This window comes from Paenibacillus terreus (assembly GCF_042138595.1).
Classification (GTDB): domain Bacteria; phylum Bacillota; class Bacilli; order Paenibacillales; family Paenibacillaceae; genus Paenibacillus; species Paenibacillus terreus.
Genome location: NZ_JBHIRX010000006.1, coordinates 258531 through 277482 on the forward strand (window position 1 = coordinate 258531; position 18952 = coordinate 277482).

Genomic DNA, 18952 nt, shown 5'->3' on the forward strand with positions numbered 1-18952 from the left:
CTACAAAAAAATGAAAATAAGCTCACCTGCAACCGTTAAATCTTGTAACTCCCGATTTTTACTTAAATAGCGTCGCTCATAACCGTTAGAATTTTGCGCTTTTATACGCACTCGCACCTATTCACCAATCAAGCACCGATTTCGGTTTTGAACCATTAAAAAGTGTGCACATCTCTTTAATATTTGCGGGACTCAGTCCTCCGACGGCTGCTCCAGATATTTGAGGATTGCCTGCAGCTCCGCCTCCGAGACCTTTAATCCTCTTTGCTCAAGAATTCTCAGCAGGCGTTCACGGCCTGTCTGAGGGGGCGCCACCGCAAGAATGGCAGTTTGATCCTCGTACTGGGTGTGCAGAGCGATTCTCTGCATCATGAAGATCAGATGCATCTTCAGCCCTTCCAGCCGGTCGGGTGTCAGGTGGCTGCCCAGCTCATCGGCAATTTGCCGGCCCAGCTCAAAACCCCTGAACACCAGTTCCTGAAACCAGGACTGCATCACTTCCGGGTCTTCTACCTTCCCCGTGGTAGGCGGCAGCGGGTTGCCGGAAGCCTGCGGCGCATCAGCCTTTGCGGGAGCGATGGCGGCGACCTTCTCCTGAATCGCCGCAAAGTCCCGCTTCCCGGGGATGGGGCTGACGACAACGGACGGTATCGGTACATCAACGGGAAACACGCTGACCACCAGATCATATTCGCTTTCCAGCAGCGTTTTGTTCAGCTCCATCACCGAACAGCTGCCGTCGATCCTGAGATTCGGGATTTGCTTCTCGATCACGGCCTTCAGCAGCCTGCTCGTCCCCTTGCCCGTACCGCATACAACAAGTCCGCGAATGCTCCGCTGCTCATTCAACCGCTCATAGGCGAGCTGGAAATAAACAACGATATAACCGATATCCGAATCTGTCAGGTAAATGCGGTAAGGACCGTACACCTCTATGCTCGCGCTCTTCACAGCATCGAACATGCCGCGATAGACGCTGATAATATCCTGAAGCATGGGATTGGGCTCAACGATACCGTAGCTGTATTGGGTCAGCTTGCGTGAGGTATGGTCGAGCAGATGGCTGAACAGGTCCGGGTCCCTCGCCAAAGCCGGATCAACAATGCGGCTGACCGCTTCGATTAACCGTCTGGTAATGACCAGTGCATCCGGAAGCAGCGGCTCCCGTCCTGCCCTTGAATCGACAGATACCGGAATTCTGCTGATTGCCTGCAGACAGATGAACCAGACATCCTGATCGGCAATTTCTTTGCCCGATGTTTGGAAAAATCCGGTCAGAACCCGCTTGAAAATACCGAATATCTCTGCTTCATCCCCTGGCATCCTGTTATACTCCCGGGGAGCTTCGCCGGTGCCGCCGGAGGATATGACGATACACAACCTGATAAATATCCCGATGATGGCCTGGTCGGACAGGAGCACTCCGATGCTGCCCTCCGTCTCCTTCACCAAATCTCCAACCGCCGCAAACACTGCGTTAAGGTCGCCTGCCGGCTGCAAAAACTGCTCCAGAATGGGGGCGAAATGAATGCGCGGTTTCTGTCCCGATGCTGCGCCCTGCACAATTTGCAGCATATCGCTGCCATCAAGCAGACGGTAAACGAGCTGCTCCAGCATCCGTCTTTTCTGTACGCCTGAACCGTTAATTTTCACCCCTTTGCGTGATCTTTCCAGCTGCAGATGCCATTCCTGCAGCAGCAGTTCCACTTGAGCCAGATCGGATAGAGCCGTATTGCGGGTGATGCCCAAATGGGAAGCGATCCGTCCAATCGTGGTCTCTTCAACACGCAGCAGCAGCTCCATGGTCACATATTGGATTCTCTCCTGCTGACTCAGTACGGTGTGATCCTTATCCGCATCCATTTTGCGCAGCAGATGGTCCCGTTCCTCTTCCGGACATTCAATCCAGATGCCTGTGCTGGGCTTGGACTTGATCTCGACTCCTTCACCGGTAAGCCACATTCGGATGCTTTCGATGTCATATTTGATCGTACGCTCACTGACGCCAAATTCAGTGGCACAATCCTTGATTCGTACCGGATTCGGGGTATACAGTATTTTTTTCAGCAGTGCACGGGTCCGGGTCACCATGGTCATTTCCCAACACCTCCTGTTTATCCGCAAGCCAGTGCAGCCGCTTTCTCTTACTCGAGATCGGATTCCAGCAGTTCCCCGAGTTCCTTTAGCGCTTCCTCCTCCTGGTCTCCCGCTGTGATTAGAAGAATCTGGTCGCCGTATTTCATTTCAAGAGAAAGCACGCCGATAATGCTCTTCGCATTGACCTCCTTGGAGCCCTTGACGATCTTTACATCGCATGGATACTGCAGCGCTTTTTTGGTAACCGCTCCGGCCGGCCTTGAATGGATGCCAAGCGGATTTTGAATAGTCAGCTCTTTTTGCATGTCATAATCTCCTTGAATTTTGTAAATGGTCAGTCCCGCTTGATGTGATATATGTCACATTTAGTAACATTCACAAAAATGTAAGCGATTTATTTCGGACCACCGTGTTTTAAAAGCAATTTCATTTTGAAAATAAGTTAATTAAATTAACATCACATTAACGGTTTTAGCCCGATCTGACTAGATCAAATTTCTTTCACCAGCAATGGTGCAGTTATTTACACACAGTTAATGGAAGCTCCTCACAATTGGTCAAACAAAGTCAAAATCAAAGAAAGTCAAATTTGGTGCTCTATAATGAGCTCTTTTCAGGAAAAACGGCGATATTTACATAATTACAGCTTTTGCTGCACAAACTGTTGAAGCATATAATAAAAGCGTAAGTAAAATAATCACTATACAGGAGGACTGAGACGTATGTTTGATCTGGTTCCGTTCCGCAAACGCAGTGAAGAACTGTTCGATCAGATGACGAAGTCGCTCAGCGATGCGATGGACGACAGCGTGTTCTCTTCGTTTAATGGTGCTACCCAGCCGTTCCGTATCGATATAAGAGAAATGAATGATAAGTACGTTGTCGAGGCCGAGCTTCCCGGTGTAGCCAGAGAGGATATCGATATTGATGTTGACCAGAACTATTTGACCATCCGTGCTAAACGCAATGAACTCAAGGAGCAAAAAGACGACAACAACCGAATCATCCGCAGAGAACGCCGGACAGGTGAATTCGTTCGCCGCTTTTATGTGGAAAACATCGTCGATGATGCCATTAGAGCCACGCTGCAGGACGGCATCCTCAAGCTGGAGGTCCCAAAACGGGTGCCTAGCACGTCGCAGCGCAAACGTATTAATGTTGAATAAACCGGCTACAGGCGCTTGGCCCATTCTGTTGGGCCGGGCGTTTTTTTGTGTTGAAGCACCGCCAGGATATCAAATAGGCGGGCACTTCAGAGCGATCTTCACAGGCATGTCTCAACTCAACCTACTCAACCCGCTTGGGTGGCGGGTGTACCGCTGTGAACGCTGAGCGATTTGCTCCCACACCATCGAGCAACCGAATCTGCGGCCGCGAACGTCTCGGCAATGTATTGCTCCGGATCACTCTGTCTTGCATTACAGCAGTTCAGCTGCAGTAACGACCAAGTATTTCGGTCTCTTTCCCTATCTAAACAGAAAGCCCATATTTCGTCGCAGTGAAAAAACGAAACACGGGCTGATTTACGGTTATCGTTCAAGTTCCTTACCAGATTTCCTTTTCTTTTTCAAGTAATCAGTTTATTTAAAGAGGTCGGTGTCCCTTTAAAAGAAATCAATTGACTATAAGGCTACAAAGAGGCACTGATCGAGAATCCCCCGATCAGTGCCTCTTTGCCTTTTGGATCTCCTTATTGGGACAGAGCAAGAGGTGTAGCTTTGGAAAAGCAAAATTTAGGTTGCCCACAGATCAAACATTCTTGTTGCAAACCAGGTCAAGCCAACTGCCATATAGGCCGCTTTGAAAGTGATAAATCCTTGATCGGGTTTCAGGCGAGTATCTCCATTCATGAAGGATCGCTGAAAGCTCAGTTGCTGGCATGGTTCGATGAATGTGCCGAGCAAATGACGGAGCCGGGATCGCGCTTGTCCTTTTTTGAAGCTCTGACTGAATTCCCTAACCCCAACGATCGGGCCCATCGGCTTTCGGTCGAGCACGAGCGAGCATTACTCATCTGTTTTTTCTTTTAAGTCAGCAGGCCGGGGCGCGCGACCCAGAGGAGTTAGCCGATCAATTGCTTTTGGCCTGCAACGGGGCGCTGACTACCGCCCTCATATACGGTCCTGAAGGACCTGCGACACAACTCAAGAAAATCGCCGCTCATCTCATCGATACCAAGAAATCAGGGAGAGGCGTTTCTAGAACGCTCGATCAGCCTTTCTGGTAATGCAATCCCAGTACGCCGTTTTGGTACGTTTTGCTCTTGACCAACTTCAAAGGCTGTTGCGCATTGGCGAGTGCAAACAGCTTGTCTCCCTCGGCGGCGATCACGGGATGAACCAACACCCACAATTCATCGAACAGTCGATGTTGGATGCATCGTTGCCACGTTTTCACACCGCTCTCCACGGAGATTTTCCCGAACTTGTTCTTTAACTTCTCCATTTCACGAACGAACGAATCGTCATCGGTAACGGTGACCGGCTCCGAATTGCGCCAAGTGAGATCGTTTTCCGATCGGGTGAATACAAATTTGCGGTGATCGTTCAGGCTCTTGGCTACTGCACGTTCAATGGGGGAATCGGAGGAACTTTCCGCATTTGGCCAATACTGCGCCAGCCCTTCATACGTATTGCCTCCGACCACAAGCGCATCCACCGTTTTGTAGTACTTCAAGTAGTCTTCCAAAATTTCGTCGCTTAATAACATCCAGCGATCTTCTTGCGAGACGACGCCGTCCAACGACATTTGCATGGTGATGATGATTTCGCCCATTCGATAGAGTCCTCCTTGAAATGGCCTTTGCTACGAGCCTGCGTAAGCGTGTTTTAAGGTTTCAATATCGATCTTTGTCATGCCGTCGATGGCGTCCATCACCCGCAGCGCTTTTTCGGGATCGGGGTCATTTACCATCTCCCACGAAATGGTGGGATTGATTTGCCAATACACACCGTATCGATCCCGCAACCAGCCGCATCGTTCCTTGACACCGCCAGCAGATAGTTTTTCCCACAACTCGTCGATTTCTTCCTGCGTTTCGCAATTGACGTACAGCGATATCCCGTCGCTGAACGTAAAGGACGGTCCTCCGTTGACGGCGATCATCTCCTGCCCGTCCAGATGAAATCTTACGGTCCGAACGGCACCTGCCATCGCTCCTACGTTGTCGGTATAGTACGTCTTGTTAAGAATCGCGGAGTTTTTGAAAATGGAGACGTAGAACTTCGCCGCTTCCTCGGCCTGGTCGTTGAAGACCAGATGAGGGGTGATCCTGGGCATGGAAATCCCCACGAACTACCCACCTCCTTTCACTATGATCATGATAGTTATCATAGCAAAACTCACTATCATAATCAAACTGAAAGTGAAATTATAGTCCCAACTTGCTTACGACACTATCCGGGCCGAGGAAAAACGAGCTTCCGGCCTGAATGGCCTCGCGCCATAAGCGAACGACTATCTGCTTGTCGAACTCGAGCGATTTGAACCAAACATCCGGCGCGTCTGGATCCGGACTGTGTCTGGAGCCATACACTGCGATTTCGTACAAAATCGGAATGACGTCGAGGCCGTTTTCGGTGAGCGAATAAATAATTTTTCGTTTGTCGGTCTCGCTTGGCCTTTTACGGATAATCCCCTTCCTTTCCAAATGAGCGAGCCGATCCGCCAGAACGCTAGGTCCAATGCGCTCCTCCGACTCCAAAAATTCGCCAAACGTTTGCTTGCCTAGGGCCGCCATGTCACGCACGATGAGCATGGACCAGGTATCGCCGAAAATTTCCACGGTAAAATTGATCGGGCAACGGGATTTGTTTTCTTCTCGTTTCATGACTGCATTGTATCACAAATATAGTTTGATCATCAAAGTGAAATATGCCATATCGCTTTCATTATCACAGTAAATAAAAAGATCGCACGGCACTACTACTGTGTACGACCAAAGGAGTTTACGGTTTGCGGCAAGATGATGATGGGTACCGAATCGATTGAAGTGCTGATATCCTGGCTTCTACTCCAACTACACGAAAAATAATTATTGATCAGATTGCTGTGCTTCCAAGCTTATGATAGCTTAATGGGACTGAATATCGAGTTTCATGGTCCATGAAGTTCCGGAAAGGCCCCAATAGACAAATCCTAGTTTCTGATATAACTTCACGGCGGAAGAATTTTGGGGGTCAACGCTCAAGGAAAGTGATTTGTATCCATCGCTCTCTGCTTGCTTGACGATTTCATGCATTAAGATTCGTCCGATACCGCTTCCTCGATATTCTGAATGTACTGCGATGCCTAGCTCCGGTGTATCGCTATCGACGAACCCGTAACCCATATTCGTTTCGTCGAACAATCTATACCATACCGCCCCAGCAAGATGATCATCCTTCAGAGCAACTAATGCCCGGTCTCCTTTTCGCCCCCAACCTTCATGATATTTCTTAAGATGTGGAGCATTAAGAAGCTCGTGCTTAGCCGGCTTCGCCTGCAAGATGTGAATAGACTCGTAGTGCATATCCATAAAAAAATCAAACTCATGAGGTTCTAGTGGTTTAACCGTAATCATTTAAAATCACCCCAGCTTTGTAAGTTATAAATATCAATTTTACCATAGGCTATTCAAATACGGTCCAGCAGGCTTGATCGGCATTTTCCAACAAAACATAGGAACAGCCGAGATACATGAGTAGTACCAACAAAGCAATATAATAAAGGTTCTCGAAAACAAACTTTTTGGTAAGGGCATATGTAAGTGACTCGCTAAAATGGCAGTTGGCACGTTTAAAATGGTAAAAATATGGGCTCTTATTAGTCTCCAGCGTACCATTGGAAAGCTACGGTTTCCGTTTGATAAAAAAATAGGTAAAATAGGAAGGTGTATATATGCTTTTACAAGCAAAATGAGCAGAGATGAAGAAAGGAAATCCATCGACATGATTATTAAGCCAAGAACACGCGGTTTTATTTGTACAACGGCACATCCGACAGGCTGTGCGCAGCAGGTGCAGAACCAGATCAATTATGTGAAAAATCAGCCGCCCGTTAAAGGGCCGCGCAATGTGCTGGTAATCGGGGCATCCACGGGTTACGGCCTCTCCTCGCGCATCGTAGCCGCCTTTGGTGCAGGAGCCAACACAATCGGTGTGTACCGGAACGGCGAATCCGTCAAAGGACGCACCGCATCGGCAGGCTGGTACAATTCCGCAGCCTTCGAAAAAGCCGCCCAGGAAGCCGGACTGCACTCCATCAGCGTAACGGGCGACGCCTTTTCCGAGGAAACAAAGCAGAAAACGATCGATACGATTCGGGGCGAGCTGGGACAAGTTGACCTGGTAATCTACAGCGTTGCTTCTGCCCGCCGCACCGATCCGCAGACCGGGGAAGCGAAGAACTCCGTTCTGAAGCCAATCGGCAAGCCATATTCCAACAAAACGGTGAATTTCCACAACGGCGAAGTCAGTGAAGTAACCATTGAGCCTGCCACCGAAGAGGAAATTGCCAACACGGTCGCCGTCATGGGCGGAGAAGACTGGCAGATGTGGATCAACCGCCTGCAGGAGGCAGGCGTGCTTGCTCCGAATGCGATCACCATCGCCTATTCTTACATAGGCTCGGAAATTACGCAGGCCATTTACCGGGAAGGCTCCATCGGACGGGCCAAGGATCACCTGGAGGCAACTGCCCGTCAGCTGAACGAGCAGCTTGCCGCTGGAGGAGGCCGGGCATACGTCACAGTCAGCAAAGCGCTGGTGACTCAGTCCAGCTCCGCAATTCCGGTTGTGCCCCTGTATGTTTCCGCTTTGTACAAGGTTATGAAGGAAAAAGGGCTGCACGAAGGTACGATTGAGCAGATGTACCGCCTGTTCGAGCTCCTGTTTAACCAAAGCGAGACCCCTGTCGACGCTGAAGGACGCATCCGCATCGATGACTGGGAGCTGCGTGCGGACGTTCAGGAAGAGGTGGCCAAGCTGTGGTCTGAGGTGACAACGGACAATATTTACGAGCTGACCGATCTTGAGGGCTACCGCCGCGAATTTTTCCAGCTGTTCGGCTTTGAGACCGAAGGTGTGGATTATGAAGCGGATGTGGATCCGGAGGTAGAGGTTCCGGGAGTAAGGTAGGCTTCAGGTTGTTGTAGAGGGTCTGAGGCGCTCCGAGAACGAAGCATTCCTCCAATCGCTCTTGCCCCCAAATTTCCTGATTATGATTTTCTTGCAGCCAAAAAAAAGCAGCGGAAACCAATTTCCGGCTGCTTTTTTACTCACCAATAGAACTATTTTAACGGAACCTGCTCGGACAAGCGCTGGAATGTCTGCAGATGCGGCTTCATTTGTGGAAGAATGCTTTGCAGATAGCTGAGAGCGGCTTCGTTTTTCTCTTGTGCGGCTGCACTGTCCTCCGGAATGATCGAGTATTTTTTCACCACTTTGCCCTTGGTGTAATCAATTGTCAGAAAGCTGCCTTTCTCCCAGGCTTGGACCAGATTATCATTGGAGCCGTACATTTGCACGGACATGGAGCTGTCCTTGTAGTTATAGCTGAAATCCGGGTCCGCCACGGCGTGGATGACTGTATATCCTGCACTCAGCTGATCCTTGGCAAAGGTGCCTGTCTGGATCAGATGGTAGACAACCTCATCCGTCTGCTGATCCACCCGTTTCTCCGTCAGCTGTCCTTCGCCCGATTTACGGTCATTTTTCCAGCTCCCGCTGTAGACCATTTTGCACCATTGTCCGTCTTTCTCATACAGGCTTACATATTTCCCGCTGCCCGAGCGCTGGCCTGCCACCCAATCACCGGAGTAAGACTTGTCATTCGACCATTTCATGGTACCTTTCCCATGCGGCCTGCCGTCCTTGACCTCCCCGTAATACACGGCATTCCCCAGCTCAAGTGTTTGCTTTTGTGCAGCAGCTTCCGCGGCCTTGGCCGGCTGTGCAGGCAGCACCGCTGCAACCAAGGACAAACCAAGCGTGAGTCCCCATACGATCAATAAGCTCTTCTTCATGTTAGCATCCCCTTTATGTTAGGAAAACGAAATGTTGGCATGTTCCTTTCCTTGCAAGAGGTTAGACTCCTTTAGGGTCCAAAAAGTTCCACCTTAGTACGAAAAATAAGCCTTTCGAACGAATGGAGAGCAGGAATGATATAATGTCCCTTAATACCACACGATGAAAGCGTGATCTATTTGCGAGTTGACTATTATAACCGTGCCCGGCCCATGCATGAGCCGGACAGTCTGCACCTGATTTTTTGGGGCAGGGAGTCCTGCGCTCCCAAGCATTTCTTCGGCCCCGGCATGCGCCAATTTTATAAGGTTCATTTTGTACATTCCGGACAGGGTATTGTACAGACAGAAGGCAGGACGTTTGAGGTTTACCCGGGCCAGGGATTTTTGTCCTACCCGGATACGATGTTCTACTATGAGGCGGATGCGGGGAATCCATGGACCTATTCCTGGATTGCCTTCCAGGGCAAGCAGGCAGAGGAAATTCTGTCGAGAACCGCACTCAACAAGGAGCAGCCTGTTTTTCCGATGGATGTCATGCTGATGCCCAAGCTGTATGACACGCTCGTTCAGCTGCAGCAGCAGTCTTCTTCCGGGGATTTGCGCACCCAGATGGCTTTGCTCGATTTTTTGTCCACCTTGATTGAGATCTTCCCGGCATTCCCGGCTGAACGGGTGCAGCCGCGAACGCAAACAGATTACATTCAGCGCAGCCTGGAATTTCTCCATGCCCACTACAATGAACAGATTTCGATAGAACAGCTTGCCTCCATGCTGGGACTGGACCGGAAGTATGTGTCTGCCCTGTTTAAAAAGGAGCTCGGCCTGCCTCCCCGACAGTACCTGCTTCAATACCGGATGAATCGTGCATGCGAAATGCTTAGAGAAGGGCGCTACACCGTCGGTGAAGTAGCCCATTCGGTGGGATATCAGGACATCCCGTTGTTCTCCAAAATGTTCAAAAAAACGATGGGCATATCACCCAAGAGCTATAAGGAAAACGTCTATCGACGTAATTCAAAGAAGCCAGACTCCGTTTAGCGGCAGTTTTTCTTGCGATTACTGAATTGCTCAGCTCCGCTATGAACTTATAACTCAACTTTCGCAGAGCACAAATTCAATTAAACCTCTGTAGTTGCTGGGTTCTGAAGAATTCGAACCCCTCCTTACAAGTTTGCCAGTTTCATACTGCGAAAGTTAAGTGAACTCAATTTATGGACTCCACCTAATCATCCGTGCTTCAAGCCGACCGTCGACCGTGGCAAGGCATGTGAACTCGCTGTCCGGAAGCTTTGCACCATTATCCCATTGGATCAGGTAAAGAAAAACAGAAAACCGGGAACCGAAAATATACTTTAGGCACGTTAAAGAAAATAACGGATCAAGTGAGGCACGAAAATGCCTGTTGTTACGCTATTCAAGACCATCGAATGGGTCTATTATTTTTTTGATCGTGCCTTATGGGCAAGCAGATCGATTCGAGATTACGAGGCGATCTTAGGAGAAAGCAGAGCGTTTAGGTGATGTGAAACCGACCGAGAGAGAAGGAGGGGGAGCGGAGAAAAGCCCTGAAAAAATAAAATATCCTGGTCCTCGTTGCCGCTTGAACCTGAATTTTTCCGATGTCCTCATTCATCCTAACCCACACCGTTCAAGCCACGCCCATCATACTCGCTTTTCCTCGTTCAAACCCTGTGATCAGGACGCAGCTGCAAGAGGCTGAAATGGTTGGCGCGCGATCAGTCGGCGGTAAAGGATCGCCGGAATCGCCACGACCATGGACAGCAACTTCTGCCACATCGGTTCTTCCGCTCCGGGCCGGCGCAGTCGGCGGCGTATGGTGTACTCGTTGAGGTACGCCTGCAGATGTTTGGTGCCCAAGGCAATATATGTACGCTTCAGCGATGTCCACGCCTCACTCACGACTTTCCGCAAGGGTCTGTACAGCCGAAAGGCTTGAGGGAACGACTGTACCGCCGATGCACGGACATCTACCTGTTCGTTGATGAACGCAGCGAGTTCGAGTCGATTCGCTCCGTTCCCATCTCCCCTCATCTGCGGGACCAGACGGATTTTGACCCGCTCCGGCTCGCCCGATTCCGTAACCGTGCATCCCGCTACGACCGCCGAAGCATACGGTTGAGGAAACTGTGGCCGGGCCGGATTACGCCCATACAGGTCGCTGTTCACCTTCACGACTCCGCAGAGCAGCTCCCGGGCATCGAACTCCCCGATGGCATGGCGGATGCGGTGCAGCATCGTCCAGGCGGTCTTGTAGGTGACCTGGATCACCTGGCTCAGCCGCATCGCCGAGATGCCGTCGGGCAGCAGGAACAACTCCAGCGCCTGGAACCACTTGGTCAGGGGGAGATGGGTTCGTTCAAAAATCGTGCCGACCAAAGCCGACGTTTGATGCGCACACCTGGCGCACTCGAACAAGGGAATGCGCCGGGAAGTCAGACGACTGCAGCGGGTGTGAGCGCAACGCGGGCAGACGAAGCCGTTCGGCCACTTCATCGCGATCAATGCCTCCATGCAGTCCTGCTCGTTGTGATAACGACTGCTAAAGGATTGAAGTTCTGTTTCCGTTTGGACTTCCATGTCTGCTCGCCCCCGAATCAATAAAATACGAACACATGTTCCTTTTATTATTATACCAAACACATGTTCCTGTTTCAAGCCGAACATCCCACTTGAGCGGCCTCTTTTTTTCGTATCTCTTTTCTCTTTATTCTTCCCCTAGGCTCACTTCAACCCCCGCATTCTGAGCAAACGGGATAATCATGCAAAGCTGTATGAAGAGGCATCAGGCAACGGACATCAGACACCAGACACCAGACACCAAACACCAGACACCAGATACCAAACACCAAACACCAAACACCAGACACCAGACACCAGATACCAGATACCAAACGCCAAACGCCATACCCTATAAGCACCCGTCTCACTCTGGATACTAGACTCTGAGCGGGGCGAATCCCCTTCTTCCAAGAAAGCTAGAAAAAAGATGTCTGCTGATTCAGCGTCAACCCCGGCTGTGGATCCCCGTTATGCCCAGTTACATCAAGGCCTGTTTGCCAATTTCATGCTGTGAAAGTTGAGTTATAAATTCTGTCATCGACAAAAATACGACAAAATGACAATTTTATCAGCCATGCTGCCATGGGAGCGCAGCGCGTAGTAGACTATAATGATCCTATCTTTCATAGGGAGGAACGTTGACGATGATATATTCCGCACTTGCTTCCAGATATGACACCATGAAATATAACCGCTGCGGCCGCAGCGGTCTGAAGTTGCCTGCCATCTCGCTTGGACTCTGGCATAATTTCGGCGGTATCGATAATTACGAAAATGGCCGTATGATGGTTAGAAGGGCTTTCGATCTGGGCATTACCCACTTTGATCTTGCCAATAACTACGGCCCTCCTCCAGGCTCGGCGGAGGAAAGCTTCGGCCGGATTCTGAAGAGTGATTTCAGTCCTTACCGGGATGAAATGATTATTTCCACCAAGGCCGGATATCATATGTGGCAGGGACCTTATGGCGATTGGGGCTCGAAGAAATACCTCGTTTCCAGCCTGGATCAAAGTCTGAAACGGATGGGACTGGAATATGTAGATATCTTCTATCATCACCGTCCAGACCCCGATACGCCGCTGGAAGAGACGATGGCCGCTTTGGACCTTATTGTTCGACAAGGGAAAGCGTTATACGTGGGCATTTCCAACTATAAGCCACGGGAAACGAAAGAGGCTGCGGCCATTCTCCGCGAATTGGGAACTCCCTGCCTGATCCACCAGCCCAACTACTCCATGATGTCACGCTGGATTGAAGACGGGCTGCAGGATGTGCTGGAGGAAGAAGGAATCGGCTCCATCGTCTTCTCTCCACTTGAAAAAGGCCTGCTGACAGACCGTTATTTGAACGGGATCGCCCCGGATTCGCGTGCGGCCGGACCGAGTGTCTTCCTGCGCAAGGAGGATATCAGCGAAGAGCGCATTGCTAAAATCCGCAAGCTGAATGACCTTGCTGCCGCAAGGGGGCAGAAGCTGTCGCAGATGGCCCTGGCCTGGGTGCTGCGCGGGGGCCGAGTCACTTCCGCCCTGATCGGCGCCAGCAAGGTTTCACAGATTGAAGATGCTGTCGGCGCACTGAACAATCTTGAGTTTACGGAGCAGGAATTAAGAAGTATTGACGATATCATTCTGTGATGTAGTAGTTATATAACACCTGCGTGCCTTTATCTTCATAACCGAGCGCGGATAACCGCTCGTAAATGGAATGTGCCAGGGCCAGTCCGGGCGTGTCCAGCTTCATTTCTTTGGCAGACTCCAGGGCGATGCCCATATCCTTGATAAAATGCTTCACATAGAAGCCTGGTTCAAAATCTCCGGCGATCATGCGCGGACCGAGATTGCTGAGCGACCAGCTCCCGGCGGCTCCGGTCCCGATACTGCCCAGCACGGCAGCCGGGTCAAGCCCGGAGGTTTTGGCATAGGCCAAGGCCTCGCATACCCCCAGCATATTGGAGGCAATGGCGATCTGATTGCACATTTTCGTGTGCTGGCCCGCCCCTGCCGGCCCTTGCAGGACAATATTGCTGCCCATCCGCTCCAGAATAGGCAGCACTGTATTAAAATCCTCGCCTCTTCCACCCGCCATAATGGACAGCGTCCCGTTGCGGGCGCCGATATCTCCACCGGATACAGGCGCATCCAGCGCATGCAAACCCTTGGCAGCGGCTGCTTCATGAATGCGGATAGCCAACTGCGGGCTGGAGGTGGTCATATCGATCAAATAGGCGCCGGGCGCCGAATGCTCGATCAATCCGTCCTTTCCGAGATAGATTTCTTCCACATCATGCGGATAACCGACCATCGTAATTATGACGCGGCATGCTGCAGCCAGACTGCCAGGGGAATCATGCCATACCGCCCCCTGTTTAACCATTTCCTCCGCCTTGGAGGCTGTCCGCGTGTATACATGAAGCGGGTAGCCAGCTTCCCTGATATGGGAAGCCATGCTTTTGCCCATGACACCAATGCCTATAAATCCTACCGCCGTATTTTCCGGTGAAAGCTGCATCCTTTTTTCCTCCCTGCCAAAATATGTTGTTCGTCTGACCTATCTTCCAATTATGACCTGAGTGATTTCCTGAACTGGTTCGGCGACATATTCACAAACCGCTGAAAAGCGCGGTTCAGATTCCGCTCCGAATATCCCACCTTTTCGGCAATTTCGTTGATCGTATAGTCCGTATCCTTCAAAAGCTGCTTCGCCTGCTGAACCTTGAAATTCATCAAATACTCGATAAATGAGGTTCCCGTTTCCTTTTTAAAGAGTCTGCTCAAGTAAGAAGGGCTGACCTCCACAATTTCCGCGCATTCCGTTAAGGTAGGCGTACAATGCGGATGGCTCGTTATATAGCTGCACACCCGCTGCACGATCAGCCGTGACGATTTGCTGCGGATTTCACTGCCGATCTCCTGCACGAGCGGAAACAGCGCACCGATAAACCAGTCATGCAGCTCACGGGAGGTCTGGTTTTCCTTCAATTGGTCAAACAGGTTCACCTTCAGCATCTCCCGGAATCCCGGCCCTTTGTCCTCGACGGATTGAATAATGGCTGAAAGCAGAACATGATAACACTGCATCATGATGTCATACGAGTCCGAAGAACGGGCGATCCTGGAGAATTCATGCAGCTCTGCCTCCGCCCGCTCCGGTTCGCCGTGCCACAAAGCCTCCACAATTCCGCTTTCCTTCTCCCGCGGATAGATGAAAACCGGATTTCGCTCGATAGAGATCATATCTTCATAAAATAATACGTCCTCCGTGTCCAGAAACAGACGGTACTGCAGGGCCAACTGAGCCTCCCTGAACGATTCCGCCGCTGCGGCAAGCCCTCCCGGCCGTCCGACGCCCACTGCCGCCGGAAAGGACAGGAATCGCTCCAGTGATTTGTGTATCTCCTCCGCATAACGACTCACATGCTGCCGGATTTCCCGTGCAGACAGCTCAGCGTCGAATCGCAGCAGAGCCACGGAATCACGGTCATCGATATCGACGATATAACCGTCAAGGCTGCCGCTTTGATCAAGCAGCTCGGACATGACATTTTTAACCGCAAACACAATGACTGGCCCTTCACTCGGCAGAAAGCGCTTTTTTCTCACCATGTTTTCAACCTTCACCACAAGCACGAGGAACTGCCCGGATAACGGGATTTCATATTTGGCACACCCCTCTTCCAGTGTGGACCGGCTCCAGGATGTGCCGGACAGCAGCAGCCTTTGCAAAAAACGGTCACGCAGGTCCGGCTGCATGCGGCGGATGTAACTGTTAAGCGACTCGGCCTGCTCATTCAAATAGCTGAGCGAAGAACGGATATACTCAATCTCATTTCCGGCTGGGGGGGACTCCGCGCCGTTTCTGCGCAAATGCTCCCCATACCGCAGCAGCTGCTGAATGGGATTATACGCCAGGCGTGATGAGAACCAGGTCAGCAAAATGCCAACCAGCACAAAAACCGAGACCGACAACAGGATCAATACTTTGATCCAGGCGAGCTGGCCGATCATTTCCTGCTCCGGCAGACGCGAAATATACATTCGGCCCATGGACGATTCATTAAAAGCCGCCAATTCCTTTCCTTCAGCGCCCTTCAGCATATACTGGCCCGACCGTTCGCCGCTGGCTGCAATTTGCCTGAGAACCGGGTCGCTCAGAGCGGACCTGCTGACTCCCGCAGGTCGAACCGGTCCGCTGCTGTCCAGCAAAACCTTATGATCCGCATCAAGTATCGTGAGCGTCTGCTTCTCCAGACCGACCGAGTAGCTGTTCAGCTGATTGCGCAATGCGGATTCCTTAATCTGCAGAATGACGGCTCCGCGCGGTTTTCCGAGCCCCATCACCGGCAGTCTGCGCACATACGAGATATACCCGGCCCGCCCCGAATCAGGCAGATATGTCCAGTGGCCTCCCTGATCTCCTGCGAGAGCCGCATCAATATCCCGTTTGCCGTAAAAGTCCTTCAGCCTTGCAAGCCCGTAATAATGGGAAAGCACAAGCTCCGTCCTGGCATCATAAAAAATCATTTCCTCAATTATACTGTTTGTGTTTTTGCTGAGCTGGAACAGCTGCAGCAGCTCCTGTTGAAGCAAATAATCGGTTGCATAGTCTTCTTTCTCCAGCGCTGTTCGGATCAGCGGCCCGCTCGCCAGTTGGAGCGATTCATGCTCGATATTCGTTAAAATGCCTTCCACACGGTCCTTCAACAAACGGAGCGATGCCATATTGTTCTCCTGAAACTGTTCGGTCAGCTTGATCATCGAAAAGTGGTAGTAAGCGCTTCCAGCCAGGACGACAGGAATGACGACAGAGATGCATCCCATCCAGATCAGCCGCTGCAAATAACCGTTGACTGAAAAGCAGCGGAGCATAAAGGATTTTGTTTTACGCAGTTTACGCTGGATGTTATCCTTCATGGATATATCGCCTCCGTATCGTGTCAGAACCAGCAGCTGTCCTTATAGAGGTTGTTCAAAAAGTCATCTTTTGATCACGAAGTAAATCAGGAAGCGGACTCGACTTCTAATCTTGAATTCAGCCGGGCCTTCCGGGGCTCACGTACCCCAAGTACGCTCCGCTCCTCAGTCCCTATCTTCATTCAACTCAAGCGTTTTGAAAAAACGCACTTCGGAAGCATTAGCTTCGGTGCTGAAAACCTGACTTTTTGAACTCGTAATTATTTCATCACTGCCATTATATCAGGCAGGAAACGCGCACACACTCCCAAATGTCCAGGCGGGGCAGTATGAACCGGATGCTGCCCTCTTCGTGTACCCCCTCCAGCTCGCCGCCACCAATCAGCCGCTCCACCTGTCCGGCCGCGCTTCCCGCAGGCAGCCGGACCTCCACTTCAATATTGTGCAAGGGCAGCACCGTGGCAAGCGGCCTTCTGCCTGCACCGTTGATCAGATGTATGAGAAGGCTGTTATCTTTGCGGAACAGCGTCACCTGCAAGCCCTGAAAGGAGGTCACCGTCACCATGGGCTTCCCGTCAAGCAGAAAATGAACGGCGTTGGAGAAAAGCCTATAATGCTCCTCCAGCTTAAATTCGTGAATCAGCTTGCTTAACGAAAATGGAAAATATAACGTTTTTCCGGCACCGTATTCATTCAGAATTGCCAGGGGCAGCTCCGTCCGTACCACGGGCAGTGAAGCCCGTTCGGGCGGCGCACCGACGCTCTCCAGCGGAGAGAACGGTGGCACAAGGGTGGCCAGCACACGCGCCGAATCTCCATCCGGGAAACAGTAAGTGACCTCTCCCCGATGCGGGATCAGCTCGGTTTCCTCCAGCCCGCTCTGCAGCGGATTGCTCTGCCCTTCGAACCGCAGGTAAGAAGCGTATAGATACTCGCTTTCTCCGCCATCACCGGATATGCCCAGCAGATCATGCAGATCATGAAGCCCCTGTCTATTCTCCGGCTCGGGCAGCTTGCCTTCGACCAGAATACAGCCTCCGCCCCGCACATACTCACGCAGTGAATCTATGAAAGCGGGGGAATAACTGCTGCCTTCCGGCAGAAGAAGGAGCTGCTGCCGCTCCGGCTGCAGCTTTTCCGCCTGCTCAGGCAGCAGCACATGAAACGGAATCTGCTTGTTGATCAGCGCATCCGCCCAGCCCTCTGCCGATCGGTCTGCATTCCACAGCAGAATGACCTGCGCTTCCGGCTGTGCGCCATCCATATGCGGAGCCACCTTGGCAGCGTTCACATTCAGCTCCCTGACCGTGCGCAGGATGCGTTTGTCCGTGATCGTGTCCGGAATGCCAGTGAGCGAATGCCAGATTTGCCCGCCGTTGGCCGGAATCTGCGCCAGCCAGAAGCCGTACTCTGCCGGAGGCAGACCGGTATGCCGCCAGTCCATGCCCGGGCAGGAATGTACGATGCCGAAAGGGTCGGTCCGACCGGGAACGGAGCGCCCCACCTTGATGCTGAGCGCCGGCTTCCACGCTTCGGGAATATGCGTATGCCCAAGGGACAGTATATCCTGCGGCTCCGTGCAGAGCATATCGGTGATCTGCAGCCTGTTCTCCAGATGATCCCGATACAGATTGTAGTACAGAATCATCGGCACCTCGCTGCGGATTTCCTTGACCGTCCGGTACATCGCCCCCAGATTGTCATCAAAGCAGCGCGCAGGGAAATCAGGCTCAAGCTCCATGGACACCTCTGGCAGTTCCTTGCCGTACAGGTCTCTATACTTGCGGCGGCAATGGGCACATCGGCAAAAGACATAACCGGGAGCGTTGAAAAACACACCATCGATGTCATAACGCTGCAGCGCTTCCTTCAGCACGGGAACGGCCACACCTTCATTGCGGTACCCGCCATTGATGCAGGTAGACATCAGCAGGGGCCAGGCCCCTGGCCGCTGTGCGCCGATGATGTCGGGGCTGCCGTCCTGTCGGCGCACAAACCAATAAGGATGCTGCAGGTAGACCGAGTCCTCCGCTTTGCTGAAATCAAAGCGGGCGATAAAACGGATGCCAAGCTTATGGCAGCTCCGGATCATTTCCTGAAGCAGATCCCTGCCCTCCGGCAAATAGCTGCTGACCGTATGAAAAGGAACGTCCGACCGGTACCAGGCATAAATGCCGCCGGTATTGAACACCATCGCGTTGGCCCCCAGCTCCTTCATCTGTTGCGCCAGCCTCTCCGGGTCAATACGACCCGTATCCTTCACCTGCATGTTCGGCTGAATGATCCGCAGCGGCTGCTTCCACCACACGAGTTCAGTATTGCAATCGTCAGACTGCATTTCAGCGCTCACCCCCGTCTC

At 51.6% G+C, this 18952-nt stretch carries 15 protein-coding genes and 1 pseudogene; 5 read left to right on the forward strand and 11 right to left on the reverse strand.

Annotated features, from left to right (window positions below):
• Positions 1-192: 192 nt before the first annotated feature.
• The gene (locus ACE5KN_RS13830; RefSeq protein ID WP_375524794.1) at positions 193-2097 is read right to left on the reverse strand and encodes a BglG family transcription antiterminator; all 1905 of its coding nucleotides are present in this window, start codon (positions 2095-2097) and stop codon (positions 193-195) included.
• Positions 2098-2144: 47 nt separating this feature from the next.
• Positions 2145-2402, reverse strand: coding sequence for an HPr family phosphocarrier protein (locus ACE5KN_RS13835; RefSeq protein ID WP_375524793.1), 258 nt, complete (start codon positions 2400-2402; stop codon positions 2145-2147).
• Between the two features lie 417 nt (positions 2403-2819).
• Here ACE5KN_RS13835 and ACE5KN_RS13840 point away from each other — a divergent pair, with 417 nt between their 5' ends.
• A complete protein-coding gene (locus tag ACE5KN_RS13840; RefSeq protein ID WP_375524792.1) occupies positions 2820-3263 on the forward strand; it encodes an Hsp20/alpha crystallin family protein in 444 nt (147 codons plus the stop codon).
• 552 nt (positions 3264-3815) lie between these two features.
• Positions 3816-4127, forward strand: a complete 312-nt coding sequence (locus ACE5KN_RS13845; protein WP_375524791.1) for a hypothetical protein — start codon at positions 3816-3818, stop codon at positions 4125-4127.
• A gap of 181 nt (positions 4128-4308) precedes the next feature.
• On the opposite strand, the gene ACE5KN_RS13850 is transcribed toward ACE5KN_RS13845, so the two are convergent.
• From ACE5KN_RS13850 to ACE5KN_RS13865, 4 genes are all read right to left on the reverse strand, one after another.
• A complete protein-coding gene (locus tag ACE5KN_RS13850; protein ID WP_375524790.1) occupies positions 4309-4872 on the reverse strand; it encodes a dihydrofolate reductase family protein in 564 nt (187 codons plus the stop codon).
• A gap of 30 nt (positions 4873-4902) precedes the next feature.
• Positions 4903-5376, reverse strand: a complete 474-nt coding sequence (locus tag ACE5KN_RS13855) for a VOC family protein (protein WP_375524789.1) — start codon at positions 5374-5376, stop codon at positions 4903-4905.
• 91 nt (positions 5377-5467) lie between these two features.
• Positions 5468-5926 (reverse strand): winged helix-turn-helix transcriptional regulator, encoded by a 459-nt coding sequence (locus ACE5KN_RS13860; RefSeq protein ID WP_375524788.1) that lies wholly within the window; start codon positions 5924-5926, stop codon positions 5468-5470.
• A gap of 243 nt (positions 5927-6169) precedes the next feature.
• A complete protein-coding gene (locus ACE5KN_RS13865; RefSeq protein WP_375524787.1) occupies positions 6170-6658 on the reverse strand; it encodes a GNAT family N-acetyltransferase in 489 nt (162 codons plus the stop codon).
• Between the two features lie 367 nt (positions 6659-7025).
• On the opposite strand from ACE5KN_RS13865, the gene fabV reads away from it, so the two are divergent.
• The gene (gene fabV, locus ACE5KN_RS13870; protein WP_375524786.1) at positions 7026-8213 is read left to right on the forward strand and encodes an enoyl-ACP reductase FabV; all 1188 of its coding nucleotides are present in this window, start codon (positions 7026-7028) and stop codon (positions 8211-8213) included.
• A 152-nt stretch (positions 8214-8365) separates the two neighbouring features.
• Here fabV and ACE5KN_RS13875 read toward each other — a convergent pair whose 3' ends face one another.
• Entirely contained in the window at positions 8366-9100 is a 735-nt protein-coding gene (locus tag ACE5KN_RS13875) for an MORN repeat-containing protein (RefSeq protein WP_375524785.1), read from the reverse strand.
• 171 nt (positions 9101-9271) lie between these two features.
• Here ACE5KN_RS13875 and ACE5KN_RS13880 point away from each other — a divergent pair, with 171 nt between their 5' ends.
• Positions 9272-10141, forward strand: a complete 870-nt coding sequence (locus tag ACE5KN_RS13880; RefSeq protein ID WP_375533090.1) for an AraC family transcriptional regulator — start codon at positions 9272-9274, stop codon at positions 10139-10141.
• Between the two features lie 657 nt (positions 10142-10798).
• On the opposite strand, the gene ACE5KN_RS13885 is transcribed toward ACE5KN_RS13880, so the two are convergent.
• Positions 10799-11701, reverse strand: coding sequence for a transposase (locus tag ACE5KN_RS13885; RefSeq protein WP_375533091.1), 903 nt, complete (start codon positions 11699-11701; stop codon positions 10799-10801).
• Between the two features lie 626 nt (positions 11702-12327).
• Here ACE5KN_RS13885 and mgrA point away from each other — a divergent pair.
• Entirely contained in the window at positions 12328-13317 is a 990-nt protein-coding gene (gene mgrA / locus ACE5KN_RS13890) for an L-glyceraldehyde 3-phosphate reductase (RefSeq protein ID WP_375528558.1), read from the forward strand.
• Here mgrA and ACE5KN_RS13895 read toward each other — a convergent pair.
• The 3 genes and pseudogenes from ACE5KN_RS13895 to ACE5KN_RS13905 form a co-directional block, all read right to left on the reverse strand.
• A pseudogene (locus tag ACE5KN_RS13895) lies at positions 13307-14197 on the reverse strand (NAD(P)-dependent oxidoreductase); the annotation flags it as partial. The gene mgrA and the pseudogene ACE5KN_RS13895 sit on opposite strands and share 11 nt — an antisense overlap.
• Before the next feature lie 44 nt (positions 14198-14241).
• Positions 14242-16593, reverse strand: a complete 2352-nt coding sequence (locus ACE5KN_RS13900; protein ID WP_375528557.1) for a helix-turn-helix domain-containing protein — start codon at positions 16591-16593, stop codon at positions 14242-14244.
• A gap of 277 nt (positions 16594-16870) precedes the next feature.
• Entirely contained in the window at positions 16871-18943 is a 2073-nt protein-coding gene (locus ACE5KN_RS13905) for a hypothetical protein (RefSeq protein ID WP_375533092.1), read from the reverse strand.
• Positions 18944-18952 lie beyond the last annotated feature (9 nt).